A 14,456-nucleotide genomic window follows, 5' to 3' on the forward strand; every position below is an offset into this window, starting at 1 on the left:
CCTGACGTTTCAGCCCGCCGCGTCCAGCAGCGCCCAGGCCGCCTGCGCCGCCACCCGGCCTTCGTCGGTGGGCACGACCCAGACTTCGACCGCGCTGTCGGCGGCGTGAATCGGCACGGTGGCGTCGCCCCGCGCGGCGGCGTTGGCGGCGGGGTCGAGCCGCACGCCCAGGTGCGCGAGCCCGGCCACCAGCGTGGCGCGCGTGGCGGCGTCGTGTTCGCCGATGCCGCCGGTGCAGGCCAGCAGATCCAGCCCGCCGAGCACCGCCGTCAGCGCGCCGGCTTCGCGCACCAGCCGGTAGCCGAACAGGTCGACCGCCTGCTGCGCCGGTTCGTCACCGCTGGCTGCCAGTGCGCGCAGCGTGCGCATGTCGGCCGAGCGGCCCGAGACGCCGAGCAAACCGCTTTCCTTGTAGAGCAGGTGCTCAAGCTGATCGACGCTCCAGCCCTGGCGCCCCAGGTGCAGCAGCACGCCGGGGTCGAGCGCGCCGCAGCGGCTGCCCATCATCAGCCCGTCCAGTGCCGAGAATCCCATCGAGGTGGCGATGCTCTGCCCCGACCGCGTCGCGCACAGGCTCGCGCCATTGCCCAGGTGCGCCAGCAACGCGCGACCCTGGCTGCGCGGCGTGCGCGCCTGCAGCACTTGCGACACGTACTGGTAGGACAGGCCATGAAAGCCGTAGCGCTGGATGCCCTGGTCGTGCAGCGCGCGCGGCAGCGCATAGCGCCGCTCCAGCGCAGGCAGGTGGGCGTGAAAGGCGGTGTCGAAGCAGCCGATCTGCGGCAGCGCCGGCCAGCTGCGTCGCAGCGCACGCACGCCGCCCAGGTTGTGCGGCTGGTGCAGCGGCGCCAGCGGCTCCAGCGCGGTCAGTTGCGCCAGCAGCGCGTCGTCCAGCACCACCGGCGCGCTGCAGACCGTGCCACCGTGGACGATGCGGTGCGCCACCGCGACGATCTGCTCCTGCGGCGCCGCCTGCGCCACATGGCACTGCAGTGCCTGCAAGGCGACGTCAAAGCGGGCCTCATCCGCCAACGCGGGGTCGATGTCCAGCGCCTGCACCGGCCCTTCGTTCGGACACAGGCGCGGCGTGCCGCCGGGCTGCAGGCCGTCGATCTGGCCGGCGGCCAGCGCCGCACCGTCGCGCGGGTAGAGCGCGAACTTCAGCGTTGCCGAGCCGGCGTTGACGACCAGCACGGCCGCAGCGGTGTGGCGGGGCACCCCATTCATCGTGCCCGCTCCCGGCAGGCCAGCGCCAGCCGCACCGCCAGCGCCACCGAGGCGAGCCGGGCCTCTTCGCCATCTGACCGGCTGGTGAGCGCAATCGGGATGCGCGCGCCCAGCACCACGCCGCAGCTGGCCGCGCCGGCCAGGTATTCGAGCTGCTTGGCCAGCATGTTGCCGGCTTCCAGGTCGGGCACCAGCAGGATGTCGGCGTCGCCGGCCACCGGCGAGGTGATGCCCTTGATGCGCGCCGCCTCGGCCGAGATGGCGTTGTCGAAGGCCAGCGGGCCGTCGAGCACCGCGCCGGTGATCTGGCCGCGATCGGCCATCTTGCACAGCGCGGCGGCGTCCACGGTCGACGGCATGCGCGAGCTGACGGTCTCCACCGCCGCCAGGATCGCCACCTTCGGGGCGGCCACGCCCAGCACGTGCGCCAGGTCGATGGCGTTCTGGGCGATGTCGGCCTTGTCCTCCAGCGTCGGGTTGATGTTGATGGCCGCGTCGGTGATCAGCACCAGCTTGGGGTAGGCCGGGATGTCGAAGCAGAACACGTGGCTGATGCGCCGCTTGGTGCGCAGCGCGGGCTGGCCGATCACGGCGTGCATCAGCTCGTCGGTGTGCAGGCTGCCCTTGATCATCAGCTCGACCTGGCCGCTGGCGGCCAGTTGCGCGGCGCGTTCGGCGGCGGCGTCGCTGTGTGGCACGGACTCGATGTGCACGCCGTCCAGGCTCAGCCCGAGCTGCTCGGCCAGCGCCCGCAGCCGCGCCTCGGGGCCGATCAGCCACGGCGTGATCAGGCCGAGCTGCGCCGCCTGCAAGGCGCTGCCCAGCGAGCCGGCGTCGCACGGGTGCACCACCGCGCACGGCACGGCCGGCCGCACCACGGTGGGGCTGACCGAGGCCAGCAGGCGGTGCGCCGGCGTGTCGTGGCCGGCGGGCGAGAGGGGCGGATGCGGGATGTGGTTCATCGGGGTGCGTTCCTGGCGTGTTTTCGGGGCTTATACCGGACAGACAGCGGGCTTATACCGTGTTCACCCCCGGGTACGGCTATTGCAGAATCGCGCCACCCTTTCTGGAGACGCCCGCGCCATGAACTGTTTCGCCACCCGCCGTACCTTGCTGGCCGCCGCTGCGGTCCTGAGCCTGAATGCTGCCCTGCCGGCCCAGGCGCAGACCGCCCAGCCCGCCGTCGTCTACGACGCCGGTGGCAAGTTCGACAAGTCCTTCAACGAGGCGGCCTACAACGGCATCGAGCGCTTCAAGAAGGAAACCGGCACCGCCTACCTCGACTTCGAGATCCAGAACGACACCCAGCGCGAGCAGGCCTTCCGCCGCATGGCGCAGAAGGGCGCCAACCCGATCATCGGCGTGGGCTTCACGCAGGCCTCGGCGATCGAGAAGGTCGCCAAGGAGTTCCCGGCGCTCAAGTTCGCCATCGTCGACATGGTGGTGAACCTGCCCAACGTGCAGTCGGTGGTGTTCAAGGAGCAGGAAGGCTCCTTTCTGGCCGGCATGCTGGCCGTCCTCAGCAGCAAGACCGGCAAGGTCGGCTTCGTGGGCGGCATGGACGTGCCGCTGATCCGCCGCTTCCAGTGTGGCTACGAGCAGGGCGCCAAGTACGCCAACTCCAAGGCCGAGGTGCTGTCGAACATGACCGGCACCACGCCGGCGGCCTGGAGCGACCCGACCCGCGGCGGTGAACTCGCGCGCAACCAGTTCTCGCGCGGCGTCGACGTGGTCTACGCGGCTGCCGGCGGCACCGGCGTGGGCGTCTACCAGGCGGCCAAGGACGCCGGCAAGCTGGCCATCGGCGTCGACAGCAACCAGAACCACCTGCACCCCGGCACCATGCTGACCAGCATGACCAAGGGCGTGGACGTGGCGGTGTTCAACATCGCCAAGTCGGTCAAGGACGGCACATTCAAGCCCGGCATCAGCGCGCTCGGCCTGAAGGAACAAGGCGTCGGTCTGGCGATGGACGCCAACAACGCCAAGCTCGTCAGCGCCGACGCCAAGAAGAAGATCGAGGCCGCCCAGGCCGACATCATCAGCGGCAAGATCAAGGTGGCCGACTACATGGCCGACAACGCCTGCAAGATCTGATGCCGCCCGAGCAGCCCGCCACGCCGGCCGTGGCGCTGCGCGGCATCTCCAAGCGCTTCGGCGCGGTGCAGGCCAATGCGGACGTCAGCTTCGAGGTGGCGCCCGGCAGCATCCACGGCCTGATCGGCGAGAACGGCGCCGGCAAGTCCACCCTGATGGGTGTGCTCTACGGCCTGCACGCGCCCGACACCGGCCGCATCGAGCTGGCCGGCCAGCCGCTGCGCCTGCGCAGCTCGCGCGACGCCATCGCCGCCGGCATCGGCATGGTCCACCAGCACTTCATGCTGGTGGACCGTTTCACCGTGCTGGAGAACATCGTGCTGGGCGCCGAGGGCGGCTGGCGCCTGGACCAGAGCCTGGCGCAGGCGCGGCGCGAATTGCAGCGGCTGGCGGCCGAGTTCGGCCTGGCGGTCGACCCCGACGCCCGCGTGCGCGATCTGCCGGTGGGCGTGCTGCAGCGCGTCGAAATCCTGAAGGCGCTCTACCGTGGCGCGCGGGTGCTGATCCTCGACGAGCCCACCGGCGTGCTGACGCCGCAGGAGGCCGAGCAGCTGATGGTCATCCTGCGCCAGCTGAAAGCGCGCGGCACCACCGTGTTGCTGATCACGCACAAGCTCAAGGAGGTGCTGGCCATCACCGATCGGGTGACGGTGATGCGTGCCGGCCAGGTCGTGGCCACGCGCGAAACCGCGCAGACCACCGAGGCCGAGCTGGGCGAGCTGATGGTGGGCCGGCAGGTCGACCAGGCCTTGCGCACCGGCCAAGCGGCCGCCGTGCGTGGCGAAACGATGTTGCAGGCTCACGGCCTGAGCTGGCGCGATGCGCAAGGCGTCGAGCGCCTCAGCGACGTGCGCCTGACGCTGCGCGCGGGCGAGATCGTCGGCCTGGCCGGCGTCTCCGGCAACGGCCAGAGCGAGCTGCTGGCGCTGCTGGCCGGCCTGGCGCCGCTGCAGGCCGGGCGGTTGCAGCTGGCCGGCCAGGACTTTGACGCCCACCACAGCCCCGACCCGCACGCGCTGCGCCAGTTGGGCGTCGCCCACGTGCCCGAAGACCGCCACAAGCTCGGCCTGGTGCTGGGCTTTGCGGCGTGGGAATCGGCCGCGCTGGGCTATCAGGACGACGCCGCCATCAGCGCCGGGCCGGCCTGGGCCGGGCTGATGAAGCCCACAGCCATGAAGCAGCAGTGCGCCGAGATGATGGATGCCTTCGACGTCCGCCCGCGCAACCCGCTGCTGGGCAGCGCCAAGTTCTCGGGCGGCAACCAGCAGAAGCTGATCATCGCGCGTGAGTTCCGCCGTGCGCCGCGCGTGCTGCTGATCGGCCAGCCGACCCGCGGCGTCGACATCGGCGCGATCGAGACCATCCACCGCGCCATCCTGGCCTTGCGCGATGCCGGTGGCGCGGTGCTGCTGGTGTCGACCGAGCTGGATGAAATCATGGCGCTGAGCGACCGCATCGTCGTGATGTGCCAGGGCCGAATCACCGGCGAATTTGAGCGCGCCGAGGCTGACGAGGCCCGCATCGGTCTGTGCATGGGCCAGGTCCAGGCGCCCCAGGATCCAGAGGTTTCCGCATGAGCGGCAAGGCGGGTAAAAACACGGGGCAGGCGCTGCCCAAATGGATCGACGTCGGCCTGCTGCCGCTGCTCAACATCGGCGTGGCGCTGCTGGCGGCGGGCGTGCTGGTGGCGGCCCTCGGCCACAGTCCGCTGGCGGCGCTCAGGCTGCTGGTCGACGGCGCTTTCGGCAGCCCGCTGGCGTGGGGCTACACGCTGTACTACACGACCAATTTCATCTTCACCGGGCTGGCGGTGGCGGTGGCGGCGCAGGCCGGCCACTTCAACATCGGCGGCGAGGGCCAGGCCACGCTGGGGGGCATCGGCGTGGCGCTGCTGCTGTTGGGGCTGGACGCGCACCTGCCGGCCGTCGTGCTGTTGCCGCTGGTCGTGCTGGCTGGCGCGGGGGCGGGGGCGGCGTGGGCGGCGGTGCCGGCCTGGCTGCAGGCGCGGCGCGGCAGTCACATCGTCATCACCACCATCATGTTCAATTTCCTGGCCAGCACGCTGATCGTGTGGCTGCTGGTCAACGTGATCAAGGCGCCGGGCACGCCCTCGGTCGAGACCCGCGTCTTTGCCGCCGCCGGTCTGCTGCCGAGCGCGCAGCAACTGGGCGCGGCGCTGGGCGTGGCGCTGCCGTCGACGCCGCTCAACCTCAGTCTGGGGCTGGCGCTGCTGTGCGCGCTGGGCGTGTGGGGGCTGCTGTGGCGCACGCGGCTGGGCTATGCGCTGCGGGCGCTGGGTCTGGCGCCTGCCGCCGCGCACTACGCCGGCTTCAAGCCGCAGCGGCTGACGCTCATCGCGCTGATGCTCTCGGGCGCGCTGGCCGGCGGCGTGGGTGTCAACGAGGTCAGCGGTGTGCACCACAAGCTGCTGCTGGACTTTGTCGCTGGCGCCGGCTTCACCGGCATCGCCGTGGCGCTGATGGGCCGCAACCACCCGGCAGGCATCGTGCTGGCGGCGCTGTTGTTCGGCGCGCTGGCGCAGGGCGGCTCGGAGCTGGCGTTCGAGATTCCGGCCTTCAGCCGCGACATGGTGACGGCAGTGCAGGGCCTGGTGGTGCTGTTCTGCGGCGCGCTGGCGCTGATGCTGCGGCCGCTGGTGGTGCGCGCGCATGCCGCGTTGACGCTGCGCAGCCCGGCGGCGCTGACCGGAGCCGCTCATGGATGACATGGTCCTGATCCTGAGTTCGGTGCTGGGCGCGACGCTGCGCATCAGCGTGCCGCTGATCCTGTGCGCGATGGCGGGTGTGCTGAGCGAGCGCGCCGGCGTGATCGACATCGGCCTGGAAGGCAAGCTGCTGGCCAGCGCCTTTGCGGCTGCTGCTGCGGGGGCGCTGGGCGCACCGGCCTTTGTGGCGCTGGTGGTGGCGATTGCCGTCAGCATGACGCTGGCGGCGGTGCACGGGCTGGCGTGCATCACGTTCAAGGGCGACCAGATCGTCTCGGGCGTGGCGCTCAACATCATCGCGCTGGGCCTGACCGCCGTGCTGGGCCTGCACTGGTTCCAGCGCGGTGGGCGCACGCCGGATGTGCCGCCTGCGGGCCGCTTTACCGCGCTGTTTCCGGATGCGGCGCGGGCGATGCAGGATGTGCCGCTGATCGGCCCCTTCATCGCCGAAGGCCTGCTGGCCCACAACCTGCTGACCTGGTTGGCGTTTGCCGCCGTGCCGCTGGTCTGGTGGGGCCTGTACCGCACCCGCTTCGGCCTGCGCCTGCGCGCGGTGGGCGAGAACCCGGCGATGGTTGATGCCGCCGGCATCTCGGTGCCGTGGCTGCGCTACCGCGCGGTGCTGCTGGCGGGCGTGCTGTGCGGCATCGGCGGCACCTTCCTGACGCTGGCGCAGAACGCCAGCTTCACGCCCGGCATGAGCGCCGGCCGCGGCTTCATGGCGCTGGCGGCGATGGTGTTCGGCCACTGGCACCCGGTGCGCGCGTTCTGGGCCTGCCTGCTGTTCGGCCTGCTGGACGCCATCGCCATTCGCCTGCAGGGCCTGCGCCTGCCGGGCATCGGCGACGTGCCGGTCGAGCTGATCCAGGCGCTGCCCTACCTGCTGACCGTGGTGCTGCTGGCGGGCTTCTTCGGCCGCGCCGAGTCGCCCGCGGCGCTGGGCCGGGCGTTCAGCAAGGAACGCTGAACGAGACCGGCCACAGGCCTGTCAACGCGGGTTCAGGTGCGGCAGAAAAAGGCCAGCTTGTTGCCGTCCAGATCGCGGAAGTAGCCGCCATAGAAGCCGTTGGTGCCACGCGGTCCGGGCGCGCCCTCGTCGGCGCTGCCCAGCGACAGGGCCAGGGCGTGCAGGCGGTCGACTTCCTCGGGCGTCTTGACCATCAGCGCGATCATGGTGCCGTTGCCGACCGTGGCGGGCTGGCCGTCGAACGGGGTGATGATGCCGAAGCTCGGGCCCTTGCCCGTGCCGTAGACCATGCCGCGCGGCAACGGAAACAGGCGGCCGGCGCCGGTGGCTTCCATCAGCGCGTCGTAGAAGGCCAGGGCGCGGGGCATGTCGTTGGTGCCGACGGTGGTGTAGCCGATCATGGGGGTGAGCTCCTGCAAGGGTGGGGGATAGAAAGCCGGCAGTGTGGCAGCAGCCCCGGGCCCTGCCTCGCACGCATGTGACAATCGCTGTGTGAAGCAGGCCAGACCGCCGCTGGTGCCGGATCCGAAAGGTGGCACTGGAGGAAGGTCCGGACTGCATAGAACGGCGTAGCAGCTAACGGCTGTCCACCGTGAGGTGAGGATCAGAGCAACAGAGACGAGCCGGTTCAGTCCGGGTGAAACGGGCAATCTCTACGCGCAGCAACACCAAATAGGCCAGCATTGAGGCGGTTCGCTGAGCTGGCGGGTAGGTGGCACCGAGCCGGGGGGCGACTCCCGGCCCAGATGAATGGCGGTCACGGCCGAGCGTCTTCCAAGACGCCCGGCTGCACAGAATCCGGCCTATCGGCTTGCTTCACACTTTATTTTTCAATGCTTGTTTTTCAATGGTCTCCCAACCTTTGCAGGGGTTCAGCATGCGTCAGTCATCCTTCCGTCGTGCCCTCTTCAGCCTGCCGGTGGCCATCGCCCTGGCGGGCTCGCTGCTGACGGGTGCCGTGCAGGCGGCCGACCCGATCCGCGTCGCCTCCAAGATCGACACCGAAGGCGCGCTGCTGGGCCAGTTGATCATCCAGACGCTCGAGGCCAACGGCATCAAGACCGTCAACAAGGTGTCGCTGGGCAACACCAAGGTGGTGCGCGGCGCGCTGACTGCCGGCGAGATCGACGTCTACCCCGAGTACACCGGCAACGGCGCCTTCTTCTTTGCCGACGAGAGCAACCCGGCCTGGAAAAACGCCGCCGCTGGCTACCAACTGGTCAAGAAGCTCGACGCCGACAAGAACAAGCTGGTCTGGCTGACCCCGGCGCCGGCCAACAACACCTGGGCGATTGCCATCCGCAAGGACGTGGCTACGTCGGCCAAGCTCAAGACCCTCGACGACCTGGGCCGCTACATCGGCCAGGGCGGCGTGTTCAAGCTGGCGGCGTCGGCCGAGTTCATCGAGCGCCCGGACGCGCTGCCTGCTTTCGAGCGTGCCTACGGCTTCAAGCTCAAGCAGGACCAGCTGCTGACGCTGGCTGGCGGCGACACGGCCGTCACCATCAAGACTGCCGCCGAGAAGACCTCCGGTGTCAATGCCGCGATGGCCTACGGCACCGATGGCCCGGTGGCCGCGCTCGGGCTGGTGACGCTCGACGACGTCAAGGGCGTGCAGCCGATCTACGCGCCCACGCCCGTGATCCGCGCCGAGGTGCTGGCGCGTGAACCCAAGATCGCTGACCTGCTCAAGCCGGTCTTCCTGACGCTGGACGGCCCGACGCTGCAGAAGCTCAACGCCAGCATCGCCATCGAGGGCCGCGACGCCCGCAAGGTGGCCGGCGACTACCTCAAGAGCAAGGGCCTCATCAAGTGAGCCCGTCCGGCGACCGCCCGCAGGCCGCCGGCTGACCCGCGATGCACAGGGGCGTGCGGCTGCACAGCCGCGTCCACCTGCTGCTGGTGGCGCTGGCGGTGGCGGCCGCCTTTGGCCTGCCGCTGCTGACCGTTGCCCCCAACCGGCTGCTGACCGGGCAGGGCGTCGGCCTGACGGATTTGCTGACCGGCGGGCGCTGGGGGTTGGCGTTGCCGGCGCTGGTGCTGTGGACCGCGCCGTGGCGGGCGCCCTCGCGCTGGCAGCGTGGCGCGGTGATCGTGGCGGCTGCGGCGCTGGGCGCCGGTCTGCTGGTGCTGTGCGGGCAGGAGGCGCAGGCGCGCACCGCCGAGCCGGACTCGTTGGTGCGCGTTTCCTTTGGCGGCGGTTTCTGGCTGCTGCTGCTCGCGGCCTGGCTGCAACTGGCGCAGGCGCTGCAGGGGGATGGGGAGGACGTGCCCTCGCTGCCCCGGCAGGTGGCGGTCGTGGTGGCTTCCTGCCTGCCGCTGATCGCGCTGCTGGCGGGTGGTGCGCTGGAGCATCTTTCGCTGCTCAAGGAATACCGCAACCACCAAGACAGCTTCGACGCCGCGCTGCTGCGCCACGGCCAGCTGGTGCTGGGCGCCGTGCTGCCGGCCATCGTGATCGGGTCGGCGCTGGGTGTCTGGGCGTTTCGCCGCCGTGCGGTGCGCGCGGCGCTGTTCCCGCTGCTGAACGTGCTGCAGACGGTGCCGTCGATCGCGCTGTTCGGCCTGCTGATCGGGCCGCTGGCGTGGCTGGGCCGGCTGTGGCCGGCGTCGGGCATTGCCGGCATCGGCCTGGCGCCGGCGCTGGTGGCGCTGACGCTCTACTCGCTGCTGCCGCTCGCCCGCGCCACGCTGGCCGGGCTGGAACAGGTGCCGCCCGCCGTGCGCGAGGCGGCGCGAGGCATCGGCCTGTCGGCGTGGCAGGTGTTCTGGCGGGTCGAGCTGCCGCTGGCCCTGCCGGTGTTCCTGAGCGGCCTGCGCGTCACCACCGTGCAGGCCATCGGCCTGGCCGCGCTAGCGGCGCTGATCGGCGCGGGCGGCTTTGGTGCGTTGATGTTCCAGGGCCTCTCGGGCAGCGCGGTCGATCTGGTGCTGCTGGGCGCGGTGCCGGTGGTGGCGCTGGCCCTGGTCGCCGACACGGCTTTCAAGCTGCTGGTCAACGCTTTGGAACGGCCCCAACCATGACGAACATGCTGGAGATCACTGCCGTCCACAAGGCCTTCAAGGGCTGGCCGGCGGTCAATGACCTGACGCTCACGGTGCCCGCCGGCGAGCTGGTGGTGCTGATCGGCACCTCGGGCTCGGGCAAGTCGACGCTGCTGAAGATGATCAACCGGCTGATCGAGCCCGATGCCGGCCAGATCCGCCTGCGCGGCGAAGACATCGCCCGCCAGGCGCCCGAGCAGCTGCGCCGGCGCATCGGCTACGCCATCCAGTCGGTCGGGCTGTTTCCGCACTGGACGGTCGAGCAGAACATCGCCGCCGTGCCGCAGCTGCTGGCCTGGCCGCGCTCGCGCATCCGCGACCGGGTGACCGAGCTGCTGGCGCTGCTGGACCTGCCCGAGGCCTTCCGCAGCCGTTATCCGCACCAGCTTTCGGGCGGCCAGCAGCAGCGCGTCGGCGTGGCGCGGGCGCTGGCGGCCGACCCGGACGTGCTGCTGATGGACGAGCCCTTCGGCGCGCTCGACCCGGTCACGCGCGCCAACCTGCAGCGCGAGCTCTCGCGCATCCACGCCGCCTCGGGCAAGACTATCGTGCTGGTGACGCACGACATCGATGAAGCGCTGGCGCTCGGCCAACGCCTCGTGCTGATGGACGCCGGCCGCATCGTGCAGCAGGGCCGGCCGGCCGACTTTCTGCTGGCGCCGGCCAACGACTTCGTGCGCGGCTTCTTTGGCCAGAGCGACGCCGGCATCCGCCTGCTCGGGCTGACCGAAGTCGCCCGCCGGCTGCGGCCAGGTGAGCGGGCCGAGGGCGCGCCGATCGCCAGCGACCTGACGCTGCGCGAGGCGCTGTCGGCCTTCGTCACGCGCGGCGTGGCAGTGCTGCCGGTGGTCGATGCGCAGGGCCGGGCGGCCGGGGCGCTGCACTTTGCGGATCTGCTGGTGTCCCCGTCCAAGGCGGTGGGCCAGGAGTCGCGCGCTTGATGGTCCGGATCGGCTCTTGGCTGCTGCGGCACCGCACGCCGCTGCTCATCAGCCTGCTGCTGCTGGCCCTGAGCGGGGGCATGCCGCTGGCCGCGCCGCTGTTCGCGTGGGCCTTCCCAGCGCTGGACCGGCCGCTCTACACCCAGGACACGTTTGCCGCGCTGGTTCTGGCGCATCTGCAGATCGTCGGCCTGTCCAGCGCGGTGGCCGTCGTGGGCGGCGTGGCGGCGGGGCTGTTCGTGACCCGGCCGGCGGGACGCGAGTTCCGGCCGCTGCTGGACACGCTGCTGGCCATCAGCCAGTCGCTGCCGCCGGTGGCAGTGCTGGCGGTGGCCGCACCGCTGATCGGCTTTGGCGAGGCGCCGGCGCTGATCGCGCTGGTGCTCTACGGCGTGCTGCCGGTGGTGCAGGGCACGGTCAGCGGCATCGGCTCGGTGCCGGTCGCCGTGCGCGAGGTGGCAGCCGGCCTGGGCATGACACCCGCGCAGACGCTCTGGCGCGTGGAGCTGCCGCTGGCCGCGCCGGTGCTGCTGGCGGGGGTGCGCACGTCGGTGGTGGTCAACATCGGCACGGCGGCCATCGCCTCGACCGTGGGCGCCAAGACGCTGGGGCTGCCGATCATCGTGGGCTTGAGCGGCTTCAACACCGCCTACGTGATCCAGGGCGCGGTGCTGGTGGCGCTGCTGGCGCTGGTGGCCGATCAGTGGTTCGAGGCGCTGGCGCGCGGGCTGTCGCCGCACATCGAACTGAACGCCGAGCCTTTGGGCTGAACTACAGCGCCTCGCCCGCCACGATCACGCGCTGAATCTGCAGCGCGGCGTCCAGCACGACCACATCGGCGCAGGCGCCGGGCGTGAGCCGGCCGAGGTCGCTGCGGCCCAGGAAATCTGCCGCGTGGGTCGAGACGCGCCGGGCGGCCTCGTCCAGCGGCAGGCCGATGCCAACCAGGTTGCGCAGCGCCTGGTCGAGCGTCAGCGCGCTGCCGGCCAGCGTGCCATCGGCCAGCCGCACGCCATTGCCGCACTTGCGCACGGTGTGGCGGCCGAGGCGGTAGTCGCCATCGGGCATGCCGGTGGCGGCGGTGGCGTCGCTGACGCAGTACAGGCCGGGAATAGCGCGCAGCGCGGCGTGGATCGCGCCGGGATGCACGTGCAGCAGGTCCGGAATGATCTCGGCGTGCTGCGCGTGCGCGAGTGCCGCGCCGACCATGCCGGGCGCGCGGTGGTGCAACGCGCTCATGGCGTTGAACAGGTGGGTGAAGCCGGCCGCGCCGCAGCGCAGCGCCGCCACGCCGTCTTCGTAGCTGCCGCTGCTGTGGCCGATCTGCACGCGGTGGCCGGCGGCGCGCAGCGGGACGATCAGGTCGAGGTGGCCGTCGACCTCAGGCGCCAGCGTGATCGTCACCAGCGGCGCGATGGCGTGCAGCGCGGCCACTTCGGCCAGCGTCATCACGCGTGCGAAATCCGGCTGCGCGCCGAGCCGGCTGGCGGCGATGTACGGGCCTTCCAGATGCACGCCCAGCACGCGCGCGCCGCCGGTGGGCCGCTGCGCGATGGCGGGGGCGATGGCGTGCAGCGCTGCGCAGATCTCGTCCAGCGGCGCCGTCATGGTGGTGGCCAGCAGCGCGGTGGTGCCGTGGCGGGCGTGGGTGCGGGCGACGGTGGTGACGGCCTCACCCGCGTCCATGATGTCGCTGCCGCCGGCGCCGTGCACGTGCAGGTCTATGAAGCCGGGCAGCACGACGGCGTGGCCGTCACGGCCGGCTTCGGCGGTGGCGATGGGCGTGCCGTCGATGCGCTCAACGTGGCCTGCCGCCAGGTGCAGCGTGCCGCGCACAAAGCCTTGCGGCGTGAGGATGTCGCCGGCGAGTCTCATGCGAAGTGCTTGCTCAATGCGTGCCGCAGCAGATGCAGCGCGCCCTCGGTGGCGTCACCCGCCGGGCTGACGAGGCGCGCCTGGAAACGGGCCGACAGGCGTGGCAGCAACTGCGCGCCGATGCTGCCGGTGATCGCCAGCGGCAGTGTGCCGTGCGGGTCGAGTGCATCGGCCAGTTGCTGCACTTCATCCACGGCCCGGGCGATCAAGGCGGCGGCGGCGGGGTCGGCGGCTTGCCACTCGAATACCAACGTCGCCAGTTCGGCATAGCGTTGCTGCTGGGCGGCGGCGCACCAGTCGAGCAGGGTGGGGCGGTCGGCGCCGCACTTGGTCCAGATCGCATGCGCGAGAGCGCCGGCGGTGGCGCGGCCGTCCAGGGCCTGTTGCGCGTGGCGGATGGCGTGCTGGCCGAGCCAGGCGCCGCCAGCCTCGTCGCCAAGCATCCAGCCCCAGCCGCCCACCGTCAGGCGCCGGCCGTCGGCGTGCAGCGCTTCGCCCACGCTGCCGGTGCCGACCGCCACCAGCGCGCCCGGCCGGCCGCCGTGGGCGCCGAGCACGGCGGCGTAGCCGTCGGTGTCGAGCGCGAGGTGGCCCCAGGCGGGCGCCAGGCTCAGAAAGTCACGCACCCAGCCGGGGTTCTCGGCCCCCGACAGGCCCAGTCCCAGGCCGCAGCGGTCGAGCAGCGCGGGGTCGTCGAGCGAGGCAGCCTCATGCGTCAGCCCCGCTGCCCTGAACGCGTCGGCCACCGCCGCCTGCACATGGCGCCAGGCCTGTGCCGCGCCTTGTCCGAGCGCCGAAGGCCCGGCTTGGCCGAGGCCGAGCAAGCGGCCCTCGGCGTCGACCAGGCGGGCACGCGTGCTGGTGCCGCCGCCGTCGATGCCGATCAGGTGGATGGGCTGGTCAGCGCTGCGCAGGCTCAATCGCGGTGACCCGTGGCGGCGTCAGGCGCGCAGAAGTCGACGCTCATCGAGGCATCCTGCTGCGGTTGATCGTCCTCGTGCTGCAGTTCGCAGTTCGGGTCGGCGCAGCCCTCGCGCCGCTGGCTGCGCACGCCAGCGCGCAGGTAGCGGTTCGGGTAGTGCGCGCGCGGCAGGAAGCGGGCGAGTTCGGTGAGCGCCATCTGATAGACGTCGCGCTTGAACTCGATCACCACGTCCAGCGGGATCCAGTAGTCGTGCCAGCGCCAAGCGTCGAACTCCGGGTGGTCGGTGGCGCGCAGGTTCATGTCGCAGTCGTGGCCGGTCAACTGCAGCAGGAACCAGATCTGCTTCTGGCCGCGGTAGTGGCCACGCGCGTCGCGGCGGATGAAGTGGTCGGGCACTTCATAGCGCAGCCAGTCGCGCGTGCGCGCAACGATGCGGACATGTTCTGGATGCAAGCCCACTTCTTCGTGGAGCTCGCGAAACATCGCCTGCTCGGGCGACTCACCGTATTTGATGCCGCCCTGGGGGAACTGCCAGGAGTGGGTGCGGATGCGTTTGCCCCAGAACACCTGGTTGCGGTGGTTGAGCAGCACGATGCCGACGTTGGGCCTGAAGCCTTCACGGTCGAGCATAATAAAATCCTGAATTCGAGTTGA

General features: G+C 71.1%; 13 protein-coding genes, 1 other RNA gene and 1 pseudogene. 9 read left to right on the forward strand and 6 right to left on the reverse strand.

Annotation, left to right across the window (positions count from 1 at the left end; translation table 11 throughout):
- Positions 1 to 9 precede the first annotated feature (9 nt).
- Together AC5IG3_RS01935 and AC5IG3_RS01940 are read right to left on the reverse strand one after the other, a co-directional pair.
- Positions 10 to 1,227 (reverse strand): acetate/propionate family kinase, encoded by a 1,218-nt coding sequence (locus AC5IG3_RS01935; RefSeq protein ID WP_491904593.1) that lies wholly within the window; start codon positions 1,225 to 1,227, stop codon positions 10 to 12.
- Positions 1,224 to 2,198 (reverse strand): annotated as a pseudogene (locus AC5IG3_RS01940) (bifunctional enoyl-CoA hydratase/phosphate acetyltransferase); the annotation flags it as partial. The pseudogene AC5IG3_RS01940 and the gene AC5IG3_RS01935, both read right to left, overlap by 4 nt.
- Before the next feature lie 112 nt (positions 2,199 to 2,310).
- Here AC5IG3_RS01940 and AC5IG3_RS01945 point away from each other — a divergent pair.
- The 4 genes from AC5IG3_RS01945 to AC5IG3_RS01960 are packed head-to-tail and all read left to right on the forward strand — an operon-like array spanning position 2,311 to position 7,016.
- Positions 2,311 to 3,324: a BMP family lipoprotein gene (locus AC5IG3_RS01945; RefSeq protein WP_491904594.1), complete on the forward strand. Its 1,014-nt coding sequence runs from the start codon at positions 2,311 to 2,313 to the stop codon at positions 3,322 to 3,324.
- Positions 3,324 to 4,901, forward strand: a complete 1,578-nt coding sequence (locus AC5IG3_RS01950) for an ABC transporter ATP-binding protein (RefSeq protein WP_491904595.1) — start codon at positions 3,324 to 3,326, stop codon at positions 4,899 to 4,901. The genes AC5IG3_RS01945 and AC5IG3_RS01950 overlap by 1 nt, the downstream gene beginning before the upstream one ends.
- Positions 4,898 to 6,049: an ABC transporter permease gene (locus tag AC5IG3_RS01955; protein WP_491904596.1), complete on the forward strand. Its 1,152-nt coding sequence runs from the start codon at positions 4,898 to 4,900 to the stop codon at positions 6,047 to 6,049. The genes AC5IG3_RS01950 and AC5IG3_RS01955 overlap by 4 nt, the downstream gene beginning before the upstream one ends.
- Entirely contained in the window at positions 6,042 to 7,016 is a 975-nt protein-coding gene (locus AC5IG3_RS01960) for an ABC transporter permease (RefSeq protein WP_491904597.1), read from the forward strand. The genes AC5IG3_RS01955 and AC5IG3_RS01960 overlap by 8 nt, the downstream gene beginning before the upstream one ends.
- 32 nt (positions 7,017 to 7,048) lie before the next feature.
- Here AC5IG3_RS01960 and AC5IG3_RS01965 read toward each other — a convergent pair whose 3' ends face one another.
- Complete coding sequence (locus AC5IG3_RS01965; RefSeq protein WP_491904598.1) at positions 7,049 to 7,435, reverse strand: VOC family protein; 387 nt, start codon at positions 7,433 to 7,435, stop codon at positions 7,049 to 7,051.
- A gap of 75 nt (positions 7,436 to 7,510) precedes the next feature.
- Here AC5IG3_RS01965 and rnpB point away from each other — a divergent pair.
- The 5 genes from rnpB (at position 7,511) to AC5IG3_RS01990 (ending at position 11,772) form a co-directional block, all read left to right on the forward strand.
- Positions 7,511 to 7,838, forward strand: an RNA gene (gene rnpB / locus AC5IG3_RS01970) — RNase P RNA component class A.
- Between the two features lie 55 nt (positions 7,839 to 7,893).
- Positions 7,894 to 8,832, forward strand: coding sequence for a glycine betaine ABC transporter substrate-binding protein OsmF (gene osmF / locus AC5IG3_RS01975; protein ID WP_491904599.1), 939 nt, complete (start codon positions 7,894 to 7,896; stop codon positions 8,830 to 8,832).
- A 41-nt stretch (positions 8,833 to 8,873) separates the two neighbouring features.
- Entirely contained in the window at positions 8,874 to 10,040 is a 1,167-nt protein-coding gene (locus AC5IG3_RS01980; protein WP_491904600.1) for an ABC transporter permease, read from the forward strand.
- Positions 10,041 to 10,045: 5 nt separating this feature from the next.
- Entirely contained in the window at positions 10,046 to 11,002 is a 957-nt protein-coding gene (locus AC5IG3_RS01985) for an ABC transporter ATP-binding protein (protein WP_491905031.1), read from the forward strand.
- Positions 11,002 to 11,772, forward strand: coding sequence for an ABC transporter permease (locus AC5IG3_RS01990; protein ID WP_491905032.1), 771 nt, complete (start codon positions 11,002 to 11,004; stop codon positions 11,770 to 11,772). Before AC5IG3_RS01985 ends, AC5IG3_RS01990 begins: the two co-directional genes overlap by 1 nt.
- A 1-nt stretch (position 11,773) precedes the next feature.
- Here AC5IG3_RS01990 and nagA read toward each other — a convergent pair whose 3' ends face one another.
- From nagA to AC5IG3_RS02005, 3 genes are read right to left on the reverse strand one after another with little or no spacing between them, the layout of a single operon-like run.
- Positions 11,774 to 12,877 (reverse strand): N-acetylglucosamine-6-phosphate deacetylase, encoded by a 1,104-nt coding sequence (nagA, locus tag AC5IG3_RS01995; protein ID WP_491904601.1) that lies wholly within the window; start codon positions 12,875 to 12,877, stop codon positions 11,774 to 11,776.
- The gene (locus tag AC5IG3_RS02000) at positions 12,874 to 13,797 is read right to left on the reverse strand and encodes a glucosamine kinase nucleotide-binding domain-containing protein (RefSeq protein ID WP_491904602.1); all 924 of its coding nucleotides are present in this window, start codon (positions 13,795 to 13,797) and stop codon (positions 12,874 to 12,876) included. The genes nagA and AC5IG3_RS02000 overlap by 4 nt, the downstream gene beginning before the upstream one ends.
- A complete protein-coding gene (locus tag AC5IG3_RS02005) occupies positions 13,794 to 14,432 on the reverse strand; it encodes an RNA pyrophosphohydrolase (protein ID WP_491904603.1) in 639 nt (212 codons plus the stop codon). The genes AC5IG3_RS02000 and AC5IG3_RS02005 overlap by 4 nt, the downstream gene beginning before the upstream one ends.
- Positions 14,433 to 14,456: the final 24 nt, after the last annotated feature.

The organism is Leptothrix sp. (in: b-proteobacteria) (assembly GCF_965250675.1).
Classification (GTDB): domain Bacteria; phylum Pseudomonadota; class Gammaproteobacteria; order Burkholderiales; family Burkholderiaceae_C; genus Sphaerotilus.